An 18,457-nucleotide genomic window follows, 5' to 3' on the forward strand; every position below is an offset into this window, starting at 1 on the left:
CGTCACCGCTCCCGCGCCAGTCTGGGATCGAGCAAATCACGCAAGCCGTCGCCGAGGAGATTGAGGCCGAGCACGGCGATGGCAATCGCGGCGCCCGGATAGACGGCGAGCATCGGCGACTGAAACAACATGGTCTGCGCATCGTTCAGCATGCGACCCCAGGACGGCTGCGGCGGCTGCGTGCCGAGGCCGAGATAGGACAGCGCGGCCTCCGCGAGAATGGCGAGCGCGAACTGGATGGTCGCCTGCACGATCAGGATCGACAGGATGTTCGGCAGCACGTGCTCGATGGTGATGCGAAAGGCGCCCTTCCCCGAGGCACGCGCCGCCAGCACGAATTCACGCGCCCAGATCGCATTGGCCGAGCCGCGCGTCAGCCGGGTCAGCGTCGGGATCTGAAAGATGCCGATCGCGATGATCGAGGTCAGCATGCCCGGCCCCGCGACCGCAGCGAGCATGATCGCGGAGAGCACGGCCGGAAAAGCGAAAGTGAAGTCCGAGAAGCGCATGATGATCTCTTCGGTCCAGCCGCGCTTGGCCGATGCGATCAGGCCGAGGCAGACGCCGAAGGAGAGACCGATGCTGACTGCAATGATGCCGACCAGGATGGTGGAACGGGCGCCAGCGAGCAGCAGCGAGACGATGTCCCGGCCGAAGGTATCGGTGCCGAGCCAATGCGCGGCCGAGGGCGGCCGAAGTTTCGAGGCGATATCGATCTCGTAAGGCGACCACGGCGTCCACACCAGCGAGAGCGCGGCCGAGGCGACCACCAGCAGGCTGAGCACGCCGCCCAGCACAAAACTGCGATGGCGGAGCGCGCGGCCCCAGAATGTTCGGGCCGGCAACGAACGCGTTGCAACCGGTGCTTCAACCGAAGTTGTCAGGGGCGCGCTCACAGGTCGTGCACCTTGATGCGTGGATCGATGAAGGCATAGAGCACGTCGACCACGAAATTGACGATGACGACCATGGCGGCGAGCAGCATCACGCAATTGCGCACCACGATCAGGTCGCGGTTGGCGATCGACTGGAAGATCAGCCGGCCGAGGCCGGGCAGGTAGAACACGTTCTCGATCACGATGGTGCCGGCGAGCAGATTGGCGAATTGCAGGCCCATCACCGTCATGACGGGGATCATGGCGTTGCGCAGCACGTGGCTCCACAGCACCTCGCGCTTGCCGAGCCCCTTTGCGCGCGCGGTGCGGACGAAATCTTCGCGCAGCACTTCGAGCACGGCCGAGCGGGTGACGCGGGCGAGGATCGCGGCCTGCACCACCGCAAGCGAGATCGACGGCAGCAGCAGCGATTTGACGCCGGGCCAGATGCCATCCTCCCAGCCGGCGAAGCCGCCCGCGGACAGCCATTGCAGCCGCACGGCGAACAGGAGGACCAGGAGAATCGCGAACCAGAAATTCGGCAGTGCGATGCCTATCTGGGTCAGCGACATCACGCCGACATCGCCGATCTTGTTGTGGTTGGCGGCCGTGTAGATGCCGGCCGAGAGTGCTAGCACCACCGTGATCAGCATCGACATGATCGCGAGCGGAATGGTCAGCACCAGCCGCTCCGCGATCAGGGCGCCGACCGGCGTGCCATAGACATAGGAGTTGCCGAGATCGCCGACGAAAAGGCCCTTGATCCATTGCAGGTAGCGGAACGCGAGCGGCTGATCGAGCCCAAGCTTGACAGTGAGCGCACGCACCGCGTCCGCCGACGCGTCGGCGCCCATCAGCATCTGGGCGGCATTGCCCGGCAGCGCGTCCAGCACCAGGAAAATGATCACGGATGCGCCGACCAGCGTCGCCAGCAATGTCAGGACACGTCGGAGGACAAATACGCTCATGCGTGGTCGGATTCAGGGCTCATCAGCGGCACGATCAACATGTCCGGGAGCCGGACGCAAGCCTTTTGCGGCTCATCGTCCGCCATCAAGCCGGCCGGTGAGCGAGAAGGTCGTGCGAGGCCTCGAACAGCGCACTGACGCGCAGCAATTCCGCGTCGGCCCGGAAGCGGCCGACGAGCTGGAGACCGATCGGCAGACCGTCGCGACCAAAACCGCAGGGCAGACTGATGGCGGGGTGTCCGGTCATGTTGAACGGCATGGTCCAGGGGAACCAGTGCGGCCGGACGCTGTCGAACTGCTGCCCGTCGATCTCGATGGTGCCGAACAGGTCCTGGTCGATCGGCAGCGCGGTGCGGGTAATGGTCGGCATCGCCAACAGATGCCCGCGCGCAAGCAGGGATTGCACGCGGCGGAACAACGCCGTGCGCGCGAACATCGCCTCTTGATAATCAACGCCGCTGACATTGGTTGCCAGCGCGATCTGTTTGACGAAGGCCTCGCTGAGGGCATCGCGATGCTCCGCCACCAGCTTCGAAAAACGCGAGCGCCAGACCGTGTGGTTGATAGCGCGCCAGATCGGCTCGACGTCGTAGCCCTCGCCGGAGAACTCTTCGAGCTCGACACCCAGGCTCGCGAGCCGGTCGAGACTTGCCTTGAACGCTGTGGCAACATCCGCCGACACCGGGCGACCGGGCGGCGCGGCACAGAACAGGACTTTCTGACCGTGCAGATCGCCGCGCGGGGCCGCGGTGCCGATGAAATCGGGCACGGGCACCCCGATCGACCAGGGATCGCAGGAATCCTCGCCGGCCATCGCCTGCATCATCAGCGCGGTGTCGGCGACAGTGCGCGTGGTCGGCGTGACATAGGTCTGGTTGCCGAACGCATCGAGCGCCTGGCTGTGCGCGATCACACCGTTGCTCTGCTTCAAGCCAACGACGCCGTTGCAGGCGGCCGGAATTCGCGTCGAGCCGCCGCCATCGGTCGCGATCGCCAGCGGCGCGATGCCGCTCGCCACCGCCACGGCCGCACCGCCGCTGGAGCCGCCGGACGAACGCTCCGCGCTCCATGCGTTACGGGTGCGGCCGAACAACGGTGAATCCGTCAGGCATTTACTGCCGAATTCCGGCGTCGTGGTCTTGCCGATCAGGATCGCGCCCTCGCTGCGCAGCTTTGCGACCGCGACGGCATCCTCGGTAGGGACGTTGTCCTTGTAGGGAACGGCGCCAAAAGTCGTCTTCACGCCGCGTGTGTTGACGATGTCCTTGACGGTGACGGGAAGCCCATGCAGCAGGCCGAGCGGCTCACCCGCCATGACCTTCCGCTCGGCCTCGCGCGCCGCGGCCATCGCCTCGTCGCCGCACAGCGTGATGAAGCAGTTCAGCTTAGGCTGGAGCGCCTCGGCGCGCGCGAGCACGGCGCGCGTGACCTCGACGGGGGAGACCTCCTTGCGGCCGATACGCGCGCGCAGCTCGGTGGCGGAGAGGAAGCAGAGGTCGTTGGTCATCAGGACAGGCTCGCGTCAGGACGCGCGGACCTTGCCAGCGCGGACTTGCCCTGTCCATTTCGGCTGGCGCATGGCCGCAGTCCGCCCGGACATCGCGACGCCTACCAGCTCCAGCTGATCTCATGGCGCCAGGGCGGATCGGCGCCCGGGCGGGTGCAGGTCAGGCCCGCACAGTTGGCGGCAAAGGACAGCGCGCGGCGCAGCTCGTCTGCGCCGATGTCCTTCAATTGCCGCCGGGTGAGGCGCCCCTGCTTGTGCAAGGCGAACAACAACGCGGCCTGAAAGCTATCGCCGGCGCCGATGGTATCGGCGACCGCGACCTTCGGCGCGTCAACCTCGATCTGCCCTGCCTCCGCATGCCAGGCGATGGCGCCGTTGTTGCCTCGGGTGATGACGACGAGACTTGTCCCCCGCCCCAGCAGTGCACTCGCCCGCTGCTGATATGGCTCCTCGCCGAAGAGATAGGCGAAGTCGACGTCCGACATCTTGATGAGATCGGCACTGGCCGCGAACTCGTCCATGCGTGCAAGATAGGCCGGCTTGTCCTTGACCAGATTGGGCCGGCAGTTCGGGTCGAACGAGATCGTCGACGACATCCGCGCGTCCGCGATCAGGTCCTTGCTCTCGGCCGCGCCCTGGTCGTTGACCAGCGTGGTCGAGCCGATGTGGACAGCCTCGATCGCATCGAAGGAAATGGTTCCGCGCCGGTAGGTCCAATTACGCGTCGCGGTCTCGGCGTCATAGAAAGCGTAATGCGACTCGCCGGCGACGATGCGGACGAAGGCGAGCGTAGTCTGGTGATCGCTGCGGGTAGAGAGCCCCAGCTCGACGTTCGACGCTGCGGCATGATCAGCTACCATGCGCCCGAACATGTCGTTCGAAATGCCGCCGACAAAGCCAGTCGGCGCGCCCAGCCGCGCGATGCCGATCGCGACGTTGAGGCAGGAGCCGCCGACCGCCGGCATCACCGCTTCGCGCCCATCGGCGTTCTTCGTCGGCACGAAATCGATCAGCGCATCGCCACAGGAAATCAGCATGCCCCTTAACCCTTCGCGACGTCGCGCATCACGGCCCGGCTGCCGCGATCGACCTCGCGCAGCAGCTTGTAGACCTCGCGCTTCTTCGTATGAAACGCCGCCACGTCGGGCGCGGTCGGCTCGCTCTTGCGTCCGAGCGCCGACATCTTTGCCATGGTCTCACCGATCGAGGCATAGGCGCCGCCGGCGACCGCACCCAGCATCGCGGCGCCGAGAAGCACCGGCTCCTTGGTTTGCGGCAGCGCGACGGTGAGACCGGTCGTATCGGCCATGATCTGTCGCACCAGCGGACTGCGGCTGGCGCCGCCGCCCATGATCATGATGCCAGCATGGACGCCGTGCGCGGCAAAGGCCTCGATCACCTCGGCGAGCCCGTAGGCCAGCCCGCACAGTCCGGCGATGAACAGCCGCTCCATCGAACCGACATCAGTGTCGAGATCGAGGCCCGCGATCACCGCGCGCGTATCCGGATCGGCATAAGGCGAACGATTGCCGATGAACTCAGGGAGCACATGAACGTTGCGGGCGAACAGCGCGGCACGGCTGGCATCGCCGGCGCGCGCGATGATGCGGCGCTCGAGGAATTCGATGAGGTCGACGCCCTCGCTGCGCGCTGCCGCGCTCGCCTCGGCGTGACCCGGATGCGACTTGAGGAGATGGTCGATCGCACCGCCCGCGGCCGACTGGCCGCCTTCGTTGAGCCAGAAGTCCGGCACCATGCCGGAATAATAGGGACCCCAGACGCCGGGCACGAAGCACGGTTCTTTCGTCGTCGCCATGATGCAGGCCGACGTTCCCATGATGTAGGCCAGGCGATCGCTGACATCCATCGTTCCACCCGATCCGTCACGCCCTCCGATCGCGCCGATGCCGCCGGCATGGGCGTCGATCAACGAGGCACCGACCGGCGTGCCCGCGGACAGGCCGAGATCGGCGGCGGCCGCGCGGGTGAGACCGGCGCCGAGCCGCGTGCCGGGGGCGACGATCTCGGTGCCGATGCGGGCGTATTTCTCGCTGACGAAGTCGGACAGGCCAATGCGCTGAAAGAACGGCGCGCTCCAGCCGCCGCCGTCATGCGCAAGGTAGTTCCATTTGCAGGTGACGGTGCAGGTCGAACGTTGCAGCGAACCGGTCGCGCGCCAGGTCAGATAATCCGCCAGATCGAAGAAATGCCCGGCAGCGTCAAAACTCGCGCGCAGATGCCGTTTCAACCACAACAGTTTCGGCATCTCCATCTCGGGCGAGATCGAGCCGCCGACATAGCGCAGCACCGAATCCCCGGTCTCGTTGATCAGCCGCGCCTCGGCAATGGCGCGATGATCCATCCAGACGATGACGTTGCGCTGCTTGTCGCCGGAGGCGCTCACCGTGACCGGCTCGCCCTGGCGGTCGAGCACCACCAGGGAACAGGTCGCGTCAAAACCGATGCCGTCGACGCTGTCGGGCGCAATGGCCGCTTCCGCCGTCGCCGCCCGCACCGATTTGACGCAGGCCTCCCAGATGTCCTGGGACGACTGCTCGACGATATCGCCGGCCTCGTGCCAAATGCGGATCGGATGCTTGGCGGTCGCAAGCAGCGTGCCCGCCTCGTCAAACACCCCTGCCCGCGTGCTCGTGGTCCCCACGTCGACGCCGATATACGCTCGCGGCATTGTCGCTCCCGGAAGCTCTCGTCAGTTTTGACGCAAGCTTACCAGCAAGTATAGCCGCCATCCACCAGCACGATGCTGCCGGTCATCAGGCTCGCGGCCTCGGATGCCAGGAACAGGACGACCGAGGCGATCTCCTCGACCTGCCCCATCCGCGCCATCGGAGTTCCACCGATCCAGGCGTCATACATTCTCGGGGTGCTTTTCACGAAAGCGTTGAGCGGCGTGTCGATATAGGTCGGCGCCACCGCATTGACCCGGATGCCGCGCGCGCCCCATTCGGCGGCGAGTGACTTGGTCAAATGATGCACGCCGGCCTTGGAGGCATTGTAGAAGCACTGCTCCTGCGGCTTGTTGACGATGAATCCCGACATCGAGCCGACATTGACGATGGCGCCGCTCTTGGCCTTGAGCATGTGCTTGCCAAACTCGCGGCAGCACCAGAAGGTACCGTTGAGATTGACGTCGATGACGTTGAGCCAGTGTTCGTCGGTTACGGTCTCGGCCGGCGTTTCGCTGCGGGCAATGCCGGCATTGTTGACGAGAATGTCGACCTTGCCGTGACGGCCGACGAGATCATTGGCGACCTCGGCCACGCGTTTGGTGTCGGTGACGTCCATGATCGCGGTCTCGATCTCAAAACCTTTCGCCTTCAGGCTGGCCTTGGCGTCACCGGCGACCTTGCTGTCACGGTCACCGATGATGACCTTGGCGCCGGCCTCGGCCAGTGCCTCCGCGCAGGCGAGCCCTATGCCCTGCCCGCCGCCGGTGATGAACGCGGTCTTGCCGCTCAGCTTGAATTTTTCCAGGTACATGGTCGTATTCCCGTTTCTTGTTAGTTCCGAAGCGCGTTGCCGCTTGCGTCGAAGCGGTGAATGCGCGCGGGATCCGGCACCAGCGACACGCGGTCGCCGGCATGCAGGCTCAATTCGCCGATGTAGCGCGCCGTCAGCATCCCGAGCGGCCCGGCGTCGACATAGAGAAAGGTATCGCTCCCGAGATGCTCGGCGACCGCGATCGTGCCCGGCCAGCCGCCGGCGCCGTCGCGCTCGATCTTGATGTGCTCCGGCCGCACACCAATGGTGGCAGCGCCCTTTTGCGCCGCGTTTTCCCCCGTGACGAAATTCATCTTGGGCGAGCCGATGAAGCCGGCGACGAAGAGATTGGCGGGGCGCTCGTAAAGCTCCAGCGGCGAGCCATATTGCTCGATCTTGCCGCCGTTGAGCACGACGATCTTGTCGGCCATGGTCATGGCTTCGACTTGGTCGTGGGTGACGTAGATCGCGGTGGTGCCGAGCTGTTTCTGCAGCCGCGTCACCTCGATGCGCATCTGCACGCGCAGCGCCGCATCCAGGTTCGACAGCGGCTCGTCGAACAGGAACGCCTTGGGCTCGCGGACGATGGCGCGCCCGATCGCGACGCGCTGACGCTGGCCGCCGGAGAGTTCGCGCGGCTTGCGGTCGAGATAAGGCGTAAGGTTCAGTGTCGCTGCCGCCGCTTCGACCTTACGGTTGGTGTCGTCCTTGGAAAGCCCCGCCATCTTCAGGCCGAAGCCGATATTGCCGCGCACGCTCATGTGCGGATAGAGCGCGTAGGACTGGAACACCATCGACAGCCCACGCTTCGCGGGGGGCGTATCGACGACGTTCTTGCCGTCGATCAAAATCTTGCCGCCGCTGACGTCCTCGAGCCCGGCGATCAGCCGCAGCAGCGTGGTCTTGCCGCAGCCGGAAGGTCCCACGAACACCACGAAGGAGCCGTCCGCGATATCGAGATCGGCGCCCTTGATGATGTGCACGGGGCCGAAGGATTTCTGCACGTCCTGAAGTGTAATCTGACCCATGATCCGGCAGCCCTTCTTACTTTACCGCGCCGAAGGTGAGCCCGCGCACGAGCTGCTTCTGGCTGAACCAACCGAGGACGATGATGGGCGCGATCGCCAGCGTGGAAGCCGCCGACAGCTTGGCCCAAAACAATCCTTCCGGACTTGAATAGGACGCGATGAACACGGTGAGCGGCGCGGCGTTCGAAGTGGACAGATTGAGCGTCCAGAATGCCTCGTTCCAGGCCAGGATCAGATTGAGCAGCATGGTCGACGCCAGCCCCGGGATCGCCATCGGTGTCAGGACATAGACGAGCTCGCGGCCGATGGTGGCGCCATCCATGCGCGCGGCCTCCAGGATGTCGCGCGGGATCTCCTTGAAGTACGTGAACAACATCCAGATCACGATCGGCAAGTTACCAAGGCAGAGGATGAAGATCAGTCCGGAACGGGAATCGAGCAGGCCGAAAGTCTTGAAGATCAGATAGATCGGCACCAGCACGCCGACCGGCGGCATCATCTTGGTCGAGAGCATCCAGAGCAGGATGTCCTTGGTGCGCTTGGTCGGCGAGAACGCCATCGACCACGCAGCCGGGATCGCGATCAAGACTGCAATCAGCGTCGAGCCGCCGGCGATGATGATCGAGTTCAGCGCGTGGTGGAAATAATCGCTACGCTCCTGCACCGTCGCGTAATTCTCGGTGGTCCAGTGGAAGAACAGGAAGGACGGCGGAATGGCGAAGGCCTCAAGCTCGGTCTTGAAGCTCGCCAGTACCATCCACAGGATCGGGAAAAAGATCAGGAAACCGAAGAACCACGCCCCGATCGTCGAGACCACCACACGCTGCGTCGTTGACTTGCGCGCCATGATTTCAGGTTTCCAGGTTGCGGCCGACGATGCGGACGAGGAAGAAAGCGACGACATTGGCGATGACCACAGCCACGAGGCCGCCCGCAGAGGCGCTGCCGACATCGAACTGTATCAGCGCCTGCGAATAGATCAGGAAGGCGATGTTGGTGGTCTGCAGCCCCGGCCCGCCGCCGGTAGTGACGAAGATTTCGGCGAACACGGTGAGCAGGAAGATCGTCTCGATCAGGATCACTACCGTGATCGGGCGCGCCAGATGCGGCAGCGTGATGTAGATGAAGGTCGAGACCGCGCTGGCGCCATCCATCTCGGCCGCCTCCTTCTGCTCCTCGTCGAGCGATTGCAGCGCGGTGAGCAGGATCAGCGTCGCGAACGGCAGCCATTGCCAGGCCACGATCAGGATCACGGCGAGCAGCGGCGCGTCCGTGAACCAGTCGATCGGCGTCAGCCCGACCAGTTTTGCGAGCCACGCGAACAGGCCGGACACCGGGTGCATCAGCAAATTCTTCCAGACCAGCGCGCTCACCGTCGGCATCACGAAGAACGGCGCGATCACCATCAACCGCACGATATTGCGGCCGATCACCGGCTGATCCATCAGCAGCGCCAGGGGAATGCCGAGCAGGATCGTCAGGGCCAGCACCGAGCCGACCAGCACCAGCGTGTTCTGGAGTGAAGCGAGGAAGGCGGGATCGGTGAGGAAGTAGCGGAAGTTTTCCAGCCCGACGAACGATTCCGAGCCGGGATCGAGCAGGCTGTAATGCAGCGTTGAGAAATAGATCGTCAGCGCGAGCGGAACGATCATCCAGACGAAGAGCAGCCCGACGGCCGGGGTCAGGAGCGACCGCGCAAGGAGTTGCGTCTGCCGGGTTGCCATTCTTGGGCTCTCCTTCAAGGCGTTTTCGAGCGAAGTGGAGACCGGTTCGCGGAAAGAAAACGCGTCAAAATAAACATCAGGAAGAAGGCGGCCATCCATCGAGCAAAGAGTGGATGGCCGCAAGTTTGAGCTCAGGGAGAGCTCGGGTCTACTTGATGTAACCGGCGCGCTTCATCTCGCGCTCGGTAGCGGACTGCGCGGCGGCAAGCGCCGCATCGACCGTCATAGAACCCGCAAGTGCTGCAGAGAATTGCTGCCCCACCTGCGTGCCGATGCCCTGGAACTCGGGGATCGCGGCATATTGCACGCCGACATAAGGCACGGGCTTCACGGTCGGCTTGTTCGGATCGGCCGCGTCGATCGAGGCCAGCGTCAGTTTGGCGAAGGGAGCGACCTTCAGATACTCATCGTTCTTGTAGAGCGAGGTGCGTGTGCCCGGCGGCACGTTGGCCCAGCCCTCCTTCGACGCCACGAGCTTGGTATAGTCCTTGCTCGTCGCCCACGCGATGAACTTCTCGGCAGCCTCGGTCTTCTTCGAGCCGGCGGGGATCGCGAGATTCCAGGCCCACAGCCAGTTGGCGTTCTTGCCGAGCCCGGTGTTGGGCGCGAGCGCAAAGCCGACCTTGTCGGCGACCTTGGAATCCTTCGGATTGGTGACGAAGGACGCCGCCACCGTCGCGTCGATCCACATGCCGCACTTGCCGGCGTTGAACAGCGCGAGGTTCTCGTTGAAGCCATTCGAGCTCGCGCCGGGAGGGCCGGCGTCCTTCATCAGATTGACGTAGGTCGTGAGCGTGGTCTTCCATTCCGGCGTATTGAACTGCGGCTCCCACTTCTCGTCGAACCAGCGTGCGCCGTAGGAATTGGCCATCGCCGAGAGGAAGGCCATGTTCTCGCCCCAGCCAGCTTTGCCGCGCAGGCAGATGCCGTAGACGCCGCCGTTCTTGTCCGTCAGCTTCTTGGCGGCGTCGATCACGAACTCCCAGGTCGGCTTCTCCGGCATCTTCAGGCCGGCCTTCTCGAACAGATCGGTACGGTACATGATCATCGAGCTCTCGCCGTAAAACGGCGCGGCATAGAGCTTGCCGTCGACGGAGACCGCGTCCCTGATCTTCGGCAGGAGGTCGGCGACGTCATAATCGGCGCCGAGATTGGCGAGCGGCACCAGCCAGCCCTTCTTGGCCCAGATCGGCACCTCGTAAGTGCCAATGGTCAGCACATCGAACTGGCCGCCCTTGGTGGCGATGTCGGTGGTGACGCGCTGGCGCAGCACGTTTTCCTCAAGCGTCACCCATTTCACCGAAATGTCGGGGTTCGCCTTGGTGAATTCGCTGGTCAGGCCCTGCATGCGGATCATGTCGCCATTGTTGACGGTGGCGATCGTCAGGGTCGTTTCGGCCATCGCGGGGACGGCAAGCAGTACGGACGCGCCGCAGACGGCGCCCAGAACGTGTTTCACGGTGACCTCCCTAGCCCGCGCTTTTGAGCATATGCCCACGCGTTGGGCGTATGTTCGGACGAGGTGCGGCGCTTGTCAAGCAGGCGCGCAGTCGTTCCCGCAACTTATGAGTGCTGCGGTGCGGGAGGGAGGAGGCCTGGATGGAAGCGACTGCGTGTGGCTCTTCACCTCTCCCGCTTGCGGGAGAGGTCGACACGCTCGCAAGAGCGCGGCGGGTGAGGGTTCTATCCTCTGGAGGAGTCTTGCCAGCGGAGAGACCCTCTCCCCGGCCCTCTCCCGCGAGCGGGAGAGGGAGCGCAGTCCCATTGCCGCGCCGGCTAGCCCTACCGCTCCAGGATCGCCCGCGCGGTGGCTTCGTCGGTGATCAGGCCGTTGATCAGACCGCCGTTCAGCGCAGCCGCGATCGCCGGCACCTTGGCCGCACCGACCGCGGCGCCGATGGTCGTGGTCTTGGCCGGGACTTCCGGCGGAATGCTGGTGAGGCGCTTGTTGGTGCCGGCCTTGAGCAGGCGGCCCTTGGCATCATAGGCCCAGCCGGTGATCTCGCCGATGGCGCCCTGCCGCATCATCTCGAACAATTCATCACGCGTGACGAAACCATCGACATGGACCTGCGCCTTCTGGTCCATCTGGCCGATGCCGACGAGGCGCAGATCCGCCCTGGCGGCGACCGCCTTGACCTTCGCGATCGGCTCGATACGGACCATCTTGTTGCGCTCGTCCTCCGACGACATCAGGAACGGCAGCGGCATCGGGTAATGCCGCGCGCCGGTGCGGTCGGCGAGCCGGCCGACGGTGTCGTAGAAGCTCGCCGAACCGTCGGCCGAGATGTTGCCGACCAGCGAGACGATCTGGTGGTTGGGCCGGTCGATCGGCGTGACGCGCTCGACCGCGGCGCGCACCGCCCGCCCCGTGCCGAGCGCGACGATCACGGGCGTCTCCGAGCGCAGCGTCGCGTCGAGCAGATTGGCGCAGCGCTCGGCGATGCCGGCGGTGGCCTGCGGCGCCGCAGGATCGGCCGGCACCACCTCGCAATGGCTGAGGTCAAAACGCTCCTTCAGTTGCGCGGCCAATTCCATGCAGGCGGCAATCGGATGTTCGAGCCGGAACGTGATCAGCCGCTCGGCGAGGCACAGCGACACCAGCCGCTGCGCCGAGGCGCGCGACACCTGCAGCATCTTTGCGATCTCGTCCTGGGTGTGGCCGGCGATGAAATAGAGCCAGCCGGCACGCGCGGCGTCGTCGAGCCTGGATTTTTCGTTCTCGACGGCCATGCGGCCTCACGCCTCCCAGAATTCGTTCATGCGCGCGAAGACCCGATCGGCTCCGGCGGCGGACAATATAGCGCGGCCATCGCGCGCGCGATAATGACCCCCACCGACAAATCCCCAGACCATCATGCCGGCCGCCTTGGCAGCCTGCACGCCGCTCACACTGTCCTCGATCACCAGCGTGCGCGAAGGACTTGCCCGCATTTTCCCGGCAGCGTGAAGAAAGAGATCCGGCGCAGGCTTGCCGTGCCTGACCATCTGCGCGGTGTAGAGCCGATCGCCGAAATGCGGCGCGAGGCCGGTGACATCAAGCGACAGCGAGACGCGATCGAGGTCGCTCGACGATGCCACACAGCGCGGCATTTCCAATTCGGACAGCAATGCGCCGACGCCGGGGATCGGTTGAAGCGCCGCCGCAAAGGTCTCGAGCACCCGCGCCTTCAGGCGCGGAAAGAAGTCGTCAGGCAGGGCTCGCCCGAGATCGCGATAGTGCTGCTCGATCGCCTCGGTGCTGCGCCCGAGGAAGAGTTCGAGCGCCTGCTCCACACTGAGCTGAAGGCCGAATTCCGCCAGCACCTCGGACAGGCATCGGCAGCTCAACAGCTCGCTGTCGACGAGCACCCCATCGCAATCGAAGATGATCAGATCGGGTTTTGGCCGGCCCTGGTTCATCCAGCTATTCGATCATATACCCAATTGATGAGCAATAGCTCAGGCCTCGCCGCGTCGGTCTGGGGCAATCCTGGGCAGAACAAGCCGAAGTACCGTGCCCGTGCCCGGCTTGCTTTCGAGCTGGAGCTGTCCGCCCAATCGATCCACGACGATGCTGTGGACGATGTGCAGACCGAGACCGCTCGCACCATCGTGCCGTCGCGTCGTAAAGAAAGGATCAAAGGCCCGCCGCTCCACATCTGGCGGCATGCCGCAGCCGTCGTCGGCAAACGAAAGCGCAATATGCCCGTCGCCGGCCGCGCCGAGCGAGACATTGATAGTCCCTCGAATCGCCCCTCGTCCGTCGCCCGGGAACGCGTGTGTCATCGCGTTGACGGCGAGATTGGTCAGGACCTGCCCGAATGGCCCGGGGTAGCTGTCCATCGCAAGACCCGGCTCGCAGCGGAGGCTGAGCGCGATGTCACGCTGCCGCAATTGCCGCTCGAATTGGGAAAGAACCTGGCCTGTCAGTTCGCCCGCGTCAAAACTTCGCCGATCGGACTCGGTCTGATCGGCCGCCACCTGTTTGAACGATTGAACACGCTCGGCCGCTCGGTCGAGATTTGTGACCAGTTGTGCCGAGGCCTCGCTGACCAGCTTCAGGAACCTGATCAAGGTCGAACGCTTGAGATCGCCCCGCGCGACTTCCGCCGCGAACAACTCGGCCCTCCGCTGAAGTGTCGAGGCAACCGTCAGGCTGCTACCAAGCGGCGTGTTGATCTCATGAGCAACGCCGGCGACCATTCGCCCCAGTGCGGCGAGCTTCTCCGCCTCGATCAGCGAGGCCTGGATGTCGCGCAAATGGCGAAGCGCCGTCTCGGCGGCATCCCTGGCGCTGCGGATTTCCCGCTCGGCCCGCTTGCGTTCAGTGATCTCCTCCGCAGCGACATTGACCGCAATGATCTCGCCTGCCTGCGTTCGCAACGGATGCCAATAGGTGACCCAGGAGCGCTCCTCGACCTGATCCGCGCGCTGTCCTGCGACCTCTATACCAATGACGGGTTCCCCGGTTTTGACGATCGACCGCACGATCTGTTCAACGGAATCGGCCAGAGCAGGCACACAGTCCCTGACGGAATGCCCGAGATGGCCTTCGACCGATATGCCGCAGATCTCGGTAAGGCGCTGGTTGATCAGGAGATAGCGGCAGTCGCGCGACAGGCAGGCAAGCCCGATCGGTGCGGTATCGTAGATCAGTTGCAACGCGGGCGTCGTCGAGACCAGCATCACCTCCGACGCCGGTAGCGAAAGCGGTGTACTTGTCACGGGAACTTCCCCCTGTACGCTACGTCAGACCCATTAAATTAGCACGGAGTTGACTGTCGGTTGATCTAAATCAACGATGCACGCGGGCTCGGCCCGGGAGATTCCGAGGACTCAATGAGCCCGGGTGGGCAAAGCGAAGCGTGCCCACCAGCTTTTTCAGGATATGTCGAGCAGGAGATGGTGGGCACCGCGCAAGAGCGCCCTTGCCTACGGCACTGCCGATGCGGCTACCGCCGCTGATTGTACACGTCGATGCACACGGCGCCGAGCAGTACCAGGCCCTTGATGACCTGCTGGTAGTCGATGCCGATGCCGAGGATGGACATGCCGTTGTTCATCACGCCCATGATCATGGCGCCGACCACGGCGCCACCGACGCGCCCGACACCGCCATAGGCCGAGGCGCCGCCGATGAAGCAGGCGGCGATGACATCGAGCTCGAAGCCGAGGCCCGCTTTCGGGGTTGCGGTGTTGAGGCGCGCGGCAAAAACCAGGCCGGCGAGCGCGGCCAGCACGCCCATGTTGACGAAGGTGAAGAAGGTCAGCCGCTCAGTCTTGATGCCCGACAGGCCGGCCGCCTTGGCGTTGCCGCCGACCGCATAAATCTGCCGACCGATCACGGTCCGTCGGGTGACGAAACCGTAAAGCGCGATCAAGGCGCTCATGATGACCAGCACGTTGGGCAGGCCGCGATAGGTCGCGATCAGATAGGTGAAGTACAGCACCGCACAGGCGAGCACCACGCTCTTGCCGAGGAAGAACGCATAGGGCTCGACCTCGATACCGTGCGACACCTCACGCGTCCGGCTCTTGGCGCTGGCATAGACCAGCCCCAGCGCCAGCACCGCGCCGATCAGCATGGAGGTCGGATGCAGCGTGCCGGCCTCTGGCAGCAGTTCCGGGATGAAGCCCGACGACAGCTTCTGGAAGGTCGACGGAAACGGCCCGAGCGATTGGCCCTGCAAAACGGCAAGCGCGAGGCCCTTGAACACCAGCATGCCGGCCAGGGTCACGATGAAAGACGGGATCTTGAAATAGGCGACCCAATAGCCCTGCGCGGCGCCGATGGCCGCGCCGACGACGAGGCAGATGATAAAGGCGAGCGTGTAGTCGACCTTGTAGGTCACCATCAGGAGAGCGGCGACCGCACCGACGAAACCCGCGACCGAACCGACCGACAGGTCGATATGGCCGGTGACGATCACCAGCAGCATGCCCAGCGCCATGATGACGATGTAGCTGTTCTGCAGCACCAGATTGGTCAGGTTGAGCGGCTGCAGCAGCGTGCCGCCGGTCATGACCTGGAAGAACAGCATGATCGCGATCAGCGACATCAGCATGCCGTAGTTGCGCAGATTGTTCTTGATGAAGCTGCCGTGCCGGCGCTCCTCGGGCAGCGAAACCGTCTTGTCGGTCATGGCTGCGATCCTCCCATCTCCGCGGCCTCGACCGCGCCTTTACCGTTGCTTCGTTCGTTGCGCATGATGGCGCGCATGATCTTTTCCTGTGTCGCCTCAGCGCCCGGGAACTCGCCGACGAAGGCGCCGTCGTTCATGACGCAGATGCGGTCGCAGATGCCGAGCAGCTCGGGCATCTCCGAGGAGATCACCACCACGCCGCGGCCGGCTTCCGCAAGCTCGTTGATGATACAGTAAATCTCGTATTTGGCACCGACGTCGATGCCCCTTGTCGGCTCGTCCAGGACCAGGACCTTGGGGTCGGTCATCAGCCATTTCGACAGCACGACCTTCTGCTGGTTCCCGCCGGAGAGCTGCCCGGTCTCCTGGTAGACGTCGGAACAGCGGATCCGCATGCGGTTGCGGTAGTCGCTGGCGACCTTCAGCTCGGCGATGTCGTCGATCACCCGGTTAGGCGCGACCTGGTTGAGGCTTGCCAGCGTAATGTTCTTGCGGACATCGTCGGCCAGGATCAGCCCGAGTTGCTTGCGGTCCTCGGTGACATAGGCGAGGCCGGCGTCGATCGCAGCCGCGACGCTCGTCAGCGCGATCTCTTGGCCCTCAAGGGCGATGCGGCCGGTAATATTAGTGCCCCAGGAGCGGCCGAACAGGCTCATGGCGAACTCGGTGCGGCCGGCGCCCATCAGCCCGGCGATGCCGACGACCTCGCCACGCTTGACGCCGAAATTGACGTTCTTGATCACCTGCCGATCGGGATGGATCGGGTGATAGACCGACCAATTCGAAACCTCGAGGACGGGCTCGCCGATCTTCGCGCTGCGCTCGGGGAAGCGATGGGCAAGATCGCGATTGACCATGCTGCGGATGATGCGGTCTTCCTGGATCGGCTCGGCGCGGCAGTCGATGCCGTCAACGGTGCGGCCATCGCGCAGCACGGTGATGTGGTCGGCGACCTTGGCGACCTCGTTGAGCTTGTGCGAGATCAGGATCGAGCCGATGCCCTGTTCCCGGAATTTCATCAGGCGTTCCAGCAAGGCGGCGCTGTCGGCCTCGTTCAGGCTCGCAGTCGGCTCGTCCAGGATCAACATCCGGACGCGCTTGGACAGCGCCTTCGCGATCTCGACGAGCTGCTGCTTGCCGACGCCGAGATCGGTGATCAGCGTATCCGGCGATTCCTTCAGTCCGACCTGCGCAAGCAGCTCGCGCGTCCGCCGGTACACCTCGTCGCGATCGATCACGCCGAGCTTCGATGGCGGATGCGACAGGAAGATGTTTTCCGCGATCGACATCAGCGGGATCAGCGCCAGTTCTTGATGGATGATGATGATGCCGAGCGCCTCGGAATCGTTGATGTCGCGGAAGCGGCGCTCCTCGCCTTCAAAGACAATGGTGCCTTCGTAGCTGCCCGCCGGATAGACGCCGCTCAAAACCTTCATCAGCGTCGACTTGCCGGCGCCGTTCTCGCCGACCAGGGCGTGGATCTGGCCAGCCTCGACCGAGAAGTTGACGTCGCGCAGCGCCTGCACACCGGCAAAGCTCTTGCTGACGTTGCGCATCTCCAGCATGGCGGTCATGATTTTCGTCCTCGATCGCTAGTTCCCTCTCCCCGCAAGCGGGGAGAGGGATTAGGCCTCTTACTGGAACTGCGACTTCTTGTAGTAGCCGCTGTCAACCAGGGTCTTCTCCCAATTGTCCTTGTACACCACGACCGGCTTCAGGAGATAGGAAGGGATGGTCTTGACACCGTTTTCATAGGTTTTGGTGTCGTTGACCGTCACCTGCTTGCCGGCCAGCGCGGCGTCGACCATGTCGGCGGTCACCTTGGCGAGATCGCGGGTGTCCTTGAAGATGGTCGAGTACTGATCGCCGCGCAGCATGGCCTTGATCGACGGCACTTCGGCGTCCTGGCCCGAGATGATCGGCATCGGCTGATCGGCGCTGCCGTAGCCGACGCCCTTCAGCGAGGAGATGATGCCGATCGAGAGGCCGTCATAGGGCGACAGCACCGCGTTGACCTTCTTGTTGCCGTAATAGGCACTGAGCAGGTTGTCCATGCGGGCCTGGGCGGTAGCGCCGTCCCAGCGTAAGGTCGCGACCTTGTCCATGCCCATCTGACCGGAGGCGACCACGAGCTTGCCGCTGTCGATATACGGCTTCAGCACGCTCATCGCGCCATTGTAGAAGAAGTAGGCGTTGTTGTCGTCGGGCGAGCCGCCGAACAGCTCGATGTTGAACGGGCCCTTGCCTTCCTTGAGGCCAAGCCCCTTCTCGATCGACTCCGCCTGGAGCACGCCGACCTGGAAATTGTCGAAGGTCGCATAATAGTCGACATTCGGCGTGCCGCGGATCAGGCGGTCATAGGCGATCACGGTGATGCCTTTTGCCTTCGCCTGCTTGAGCACGTCGGACAGCGTGGTGCCGTCGATCGCGGCGATCACCAGCGCCTTGGCGCCCTTGGTCACCATGTTCTCGATCTGCGAGAGCTGGTTCGGGATGTCGTCTTCGGCATATTGCAGGTCGGTGTTGTAGCCGCGCTCCTTCAGCACCTTGACCATGTTGTTGCCGTCGTCGATCCAGCGCGCCGAGGATTTGGTCGGCATCGCGATGCCCACGGTCGCCTTGTCCTGCGCGGAGGCGGCGACGCCTGCGGCCATCGTTGCGGCACCGGCCAGCGCCAATGCGAGAAATGTCGTCTTCAATTTCAACATGCTTCACTCCCTTTGGGTGTC

General features: G+C 64.1%; 16 protein-coding genes. All 16 read right to left on the reverse strand.

Going from position 1 to position 18,457, the window contains the following annotated elements:
* Window positions 1-2 precede the first annotated feature (2 nt).
* The gene (locus K3F49_RS12045) at window positions 3-896 is read right to left on the reverse strand and encodes an ABC transporter permease (protein WP_234681133.1); all 894 of its coding nucleotides are present in this window, start codon (window positions 894-896) and stop codon (window positions 3-5) included.
* The gene (locus tag K3F49_RS12050) at window positions 893-1,843 is read right to left on the reverse strand and encodes an ABC transporter permease (RefSeq protein WP_234681134.1); all 951 of its coding nucleotides are present in this window, start codon (window positions 1,841-1,843) and stop codon (window positions 893-895) included. The genes K3F49_RS12045 and K3F49_RS12050 overlap by 4 nt, the downstream gene beginning before the upstream one ends.
* Before the next feature lie 85 nt (window positions 1,844-1,928).
* Window positions 1,929-3,350 (reverse strand): amidase, encoded by a 1,422-nt coding sequence (locus tag K3F49_RS12055; RefSeq protein WP_234681135.1) that lies wholly within the window; start codon window positions 3,348-3,350, stop codon window positions 1,929-1,931.
* A 101-nt stretch (window positions 3,351-3,451) separates the two neighbouring features.
* Complete coding sequence (locus tag K3F49_RS12060; protein ID WP_234681136.1) at window positions 3,452-4,387, reverse strand: carbohydrate kinase family protein; 936 nt, start codon at window positions 4,385-4,387, stop codon at window positions 3,452-3,454.
* A 5-nt stretch (window positions 4,388-4,392) separates the two neighbouring features.
* Window positions 4,393-6,039: an FGGY-family carbohydrate kinase gene (locus tag K3F49_RS12065; protein WP_234681137.1), complete on the reverse strand. Its 1,647-nt coding sequence runs from the start codon at window positions 6,037-6,039 to the stop codon at window positions 4,393-4,395.
* A 38-nt stretch (window positions 6,040-6,077) separates the two neighbouring features.
* Window positions 6,078-6,851 (reverse strand): SDR family NAD(P)-dependent oxidoreductase, encoded by a 774-nt coding sequence (locus K3F49_RS12070; protein ID WP_234681138.1) that lies wholly within the window; start codon window positions 6,849-6,851, stop codon window positions 6,078-6,080.
* A 20-nt stretch (window positions 6,852-6,871) separates the two neighbouring features.
* Window positions 6,872-7,879, reverse strand: coding sequence for an ABC transporter ATP-binding protein (locus K3F49_RS12075; RefSeq protein ID WP_234681139.1), 1,008 nt, complete (start codon window positions 7,877-7,879; stop codon window positions 6,872-6,874).
* 16 nt (window positions 7,880-7,895) lie between these two features.
* Complete coding sequence (locus K3F49_RS12080; protein ID WP_234681140.1) at window positions 7,896-8,726, reverse strand: carbohydrate ABC transporter permease; 831 nt, start codon at window positions 8,724-8,726, stop codon at window positions 7,896-7,898.
* Between the two features lie 4 nt (window positions 8,727-8,730).
* Window positions 8,731-9,603: a carbohydrate ABC transporter permease gene (locus tag K3F49_RS12085; RefSeq protein ID WP_234681141.1), complete on the reverse strand. Its 873-nt coding sequence runs from the start codon at window positions 9,601-9,603 to the stop codon at window positions 8,731-8,733.
* 148 nt (window positions 9,604-9,751) lie between these two features.
* Complete coding sequence (locus tag K3F49_RS12090; protein WP_249794745.1) at window positions 9,752-11,005, reverse strand: ABC transporter substrate-binding protein; 1,254 nt, start codon at window positions 11,003-11,005, stop codon at window positions 9,752-9,754.
* A 380-nt stretch (window positions 11,006-11,385) separates the two neighbouring features.
* The gene (locus K3F49_RS12095) at window positions 11,386-12,336 is read right to left on the reverse strand and encodes a sugar-binding transcriptional regulator (protein WP_234681143.1); all 951 of its coding nucleotides are present in this window, start codon (window positions 12,334-12,336) and stop codon (window positions 11,386-11,388) included.
* A gap of 6 nt (window positions 12,337-12,342) precedes the next feature.
* Window positions 12,343-13,005, reverse strand: coding sequence for an HAD family hydrolase (locus K3F49_RS12100; RefSeq protein WP_234681144.1), 663 nt, complete (start codon window positions 13,003-13,005; stop codon window positions 12,343-12,345).
* Window positions 13,006-13,044: 39 nt separating this feature from the next.
* On the reverse strand, window positions 13,045-14,271 hold the full coding sequence (locus K3F49_RS12105; protein ID WP_234681431.1) for a sensor histidine kinase: 1,227 nt from the start codon (window positions 14,269-14,271) through the stop codon (window positions 13,045-13,047).
* Window positions 14,272-14,537: 266 nt separating this feature from the next.
* Window positions 14,538-15,728: a multiple monosaccharide ABC transporter permease gene (gene mmsB / locus K3F49_RS12110; protein WP_234681145.1), complete on the reverse strand. Its 1,191-nt coding sequence runs from the start codon at window positions 15,726-15,728 to the stop codon at window positions 14,538-14,540.
* On the reverse strand, window positions 15,725-17,302 hold the full coding sequence (gene mmsA, locus K3F49_RS12115) for a multiple monosaccharide ABC transporter ATP-binding protein (RefSeq protein WP_234681146.1): 1,578 nt from the start codon (window positions 17,300-17,302) through the stop codon (window positions 15,725-15,727). The genes mmsB and mmsA overlap by 4 nt, the downstream gene beginning before the upstream one ends.
* 60 nt (window positions 17,303-17,362) lie before the next feature.
* Entirely contained in the window at window positions 17,363-18,436 is a 1,074-nt protein-coding gene (gene chvE, locus K3F49_RS12120) for a multiple monosaccharide ABC transporter substrate-binding protein (RefSeq protein ID WP_234681147.1), read from the reverse strand.
* Window positions 18,437-18,457: the final 21 nt, after the last annotated feature.

The sequence above is a fragment of the Bradyrhizobium monzae genome, assembly GCF_021458635.1.
Taxonomy (GTDB): Bacteria; Pseudomonadota; Alphaproteobacteria; order Rhizobiales; family Xanthobacteraceae; genus Bradyrhizobium.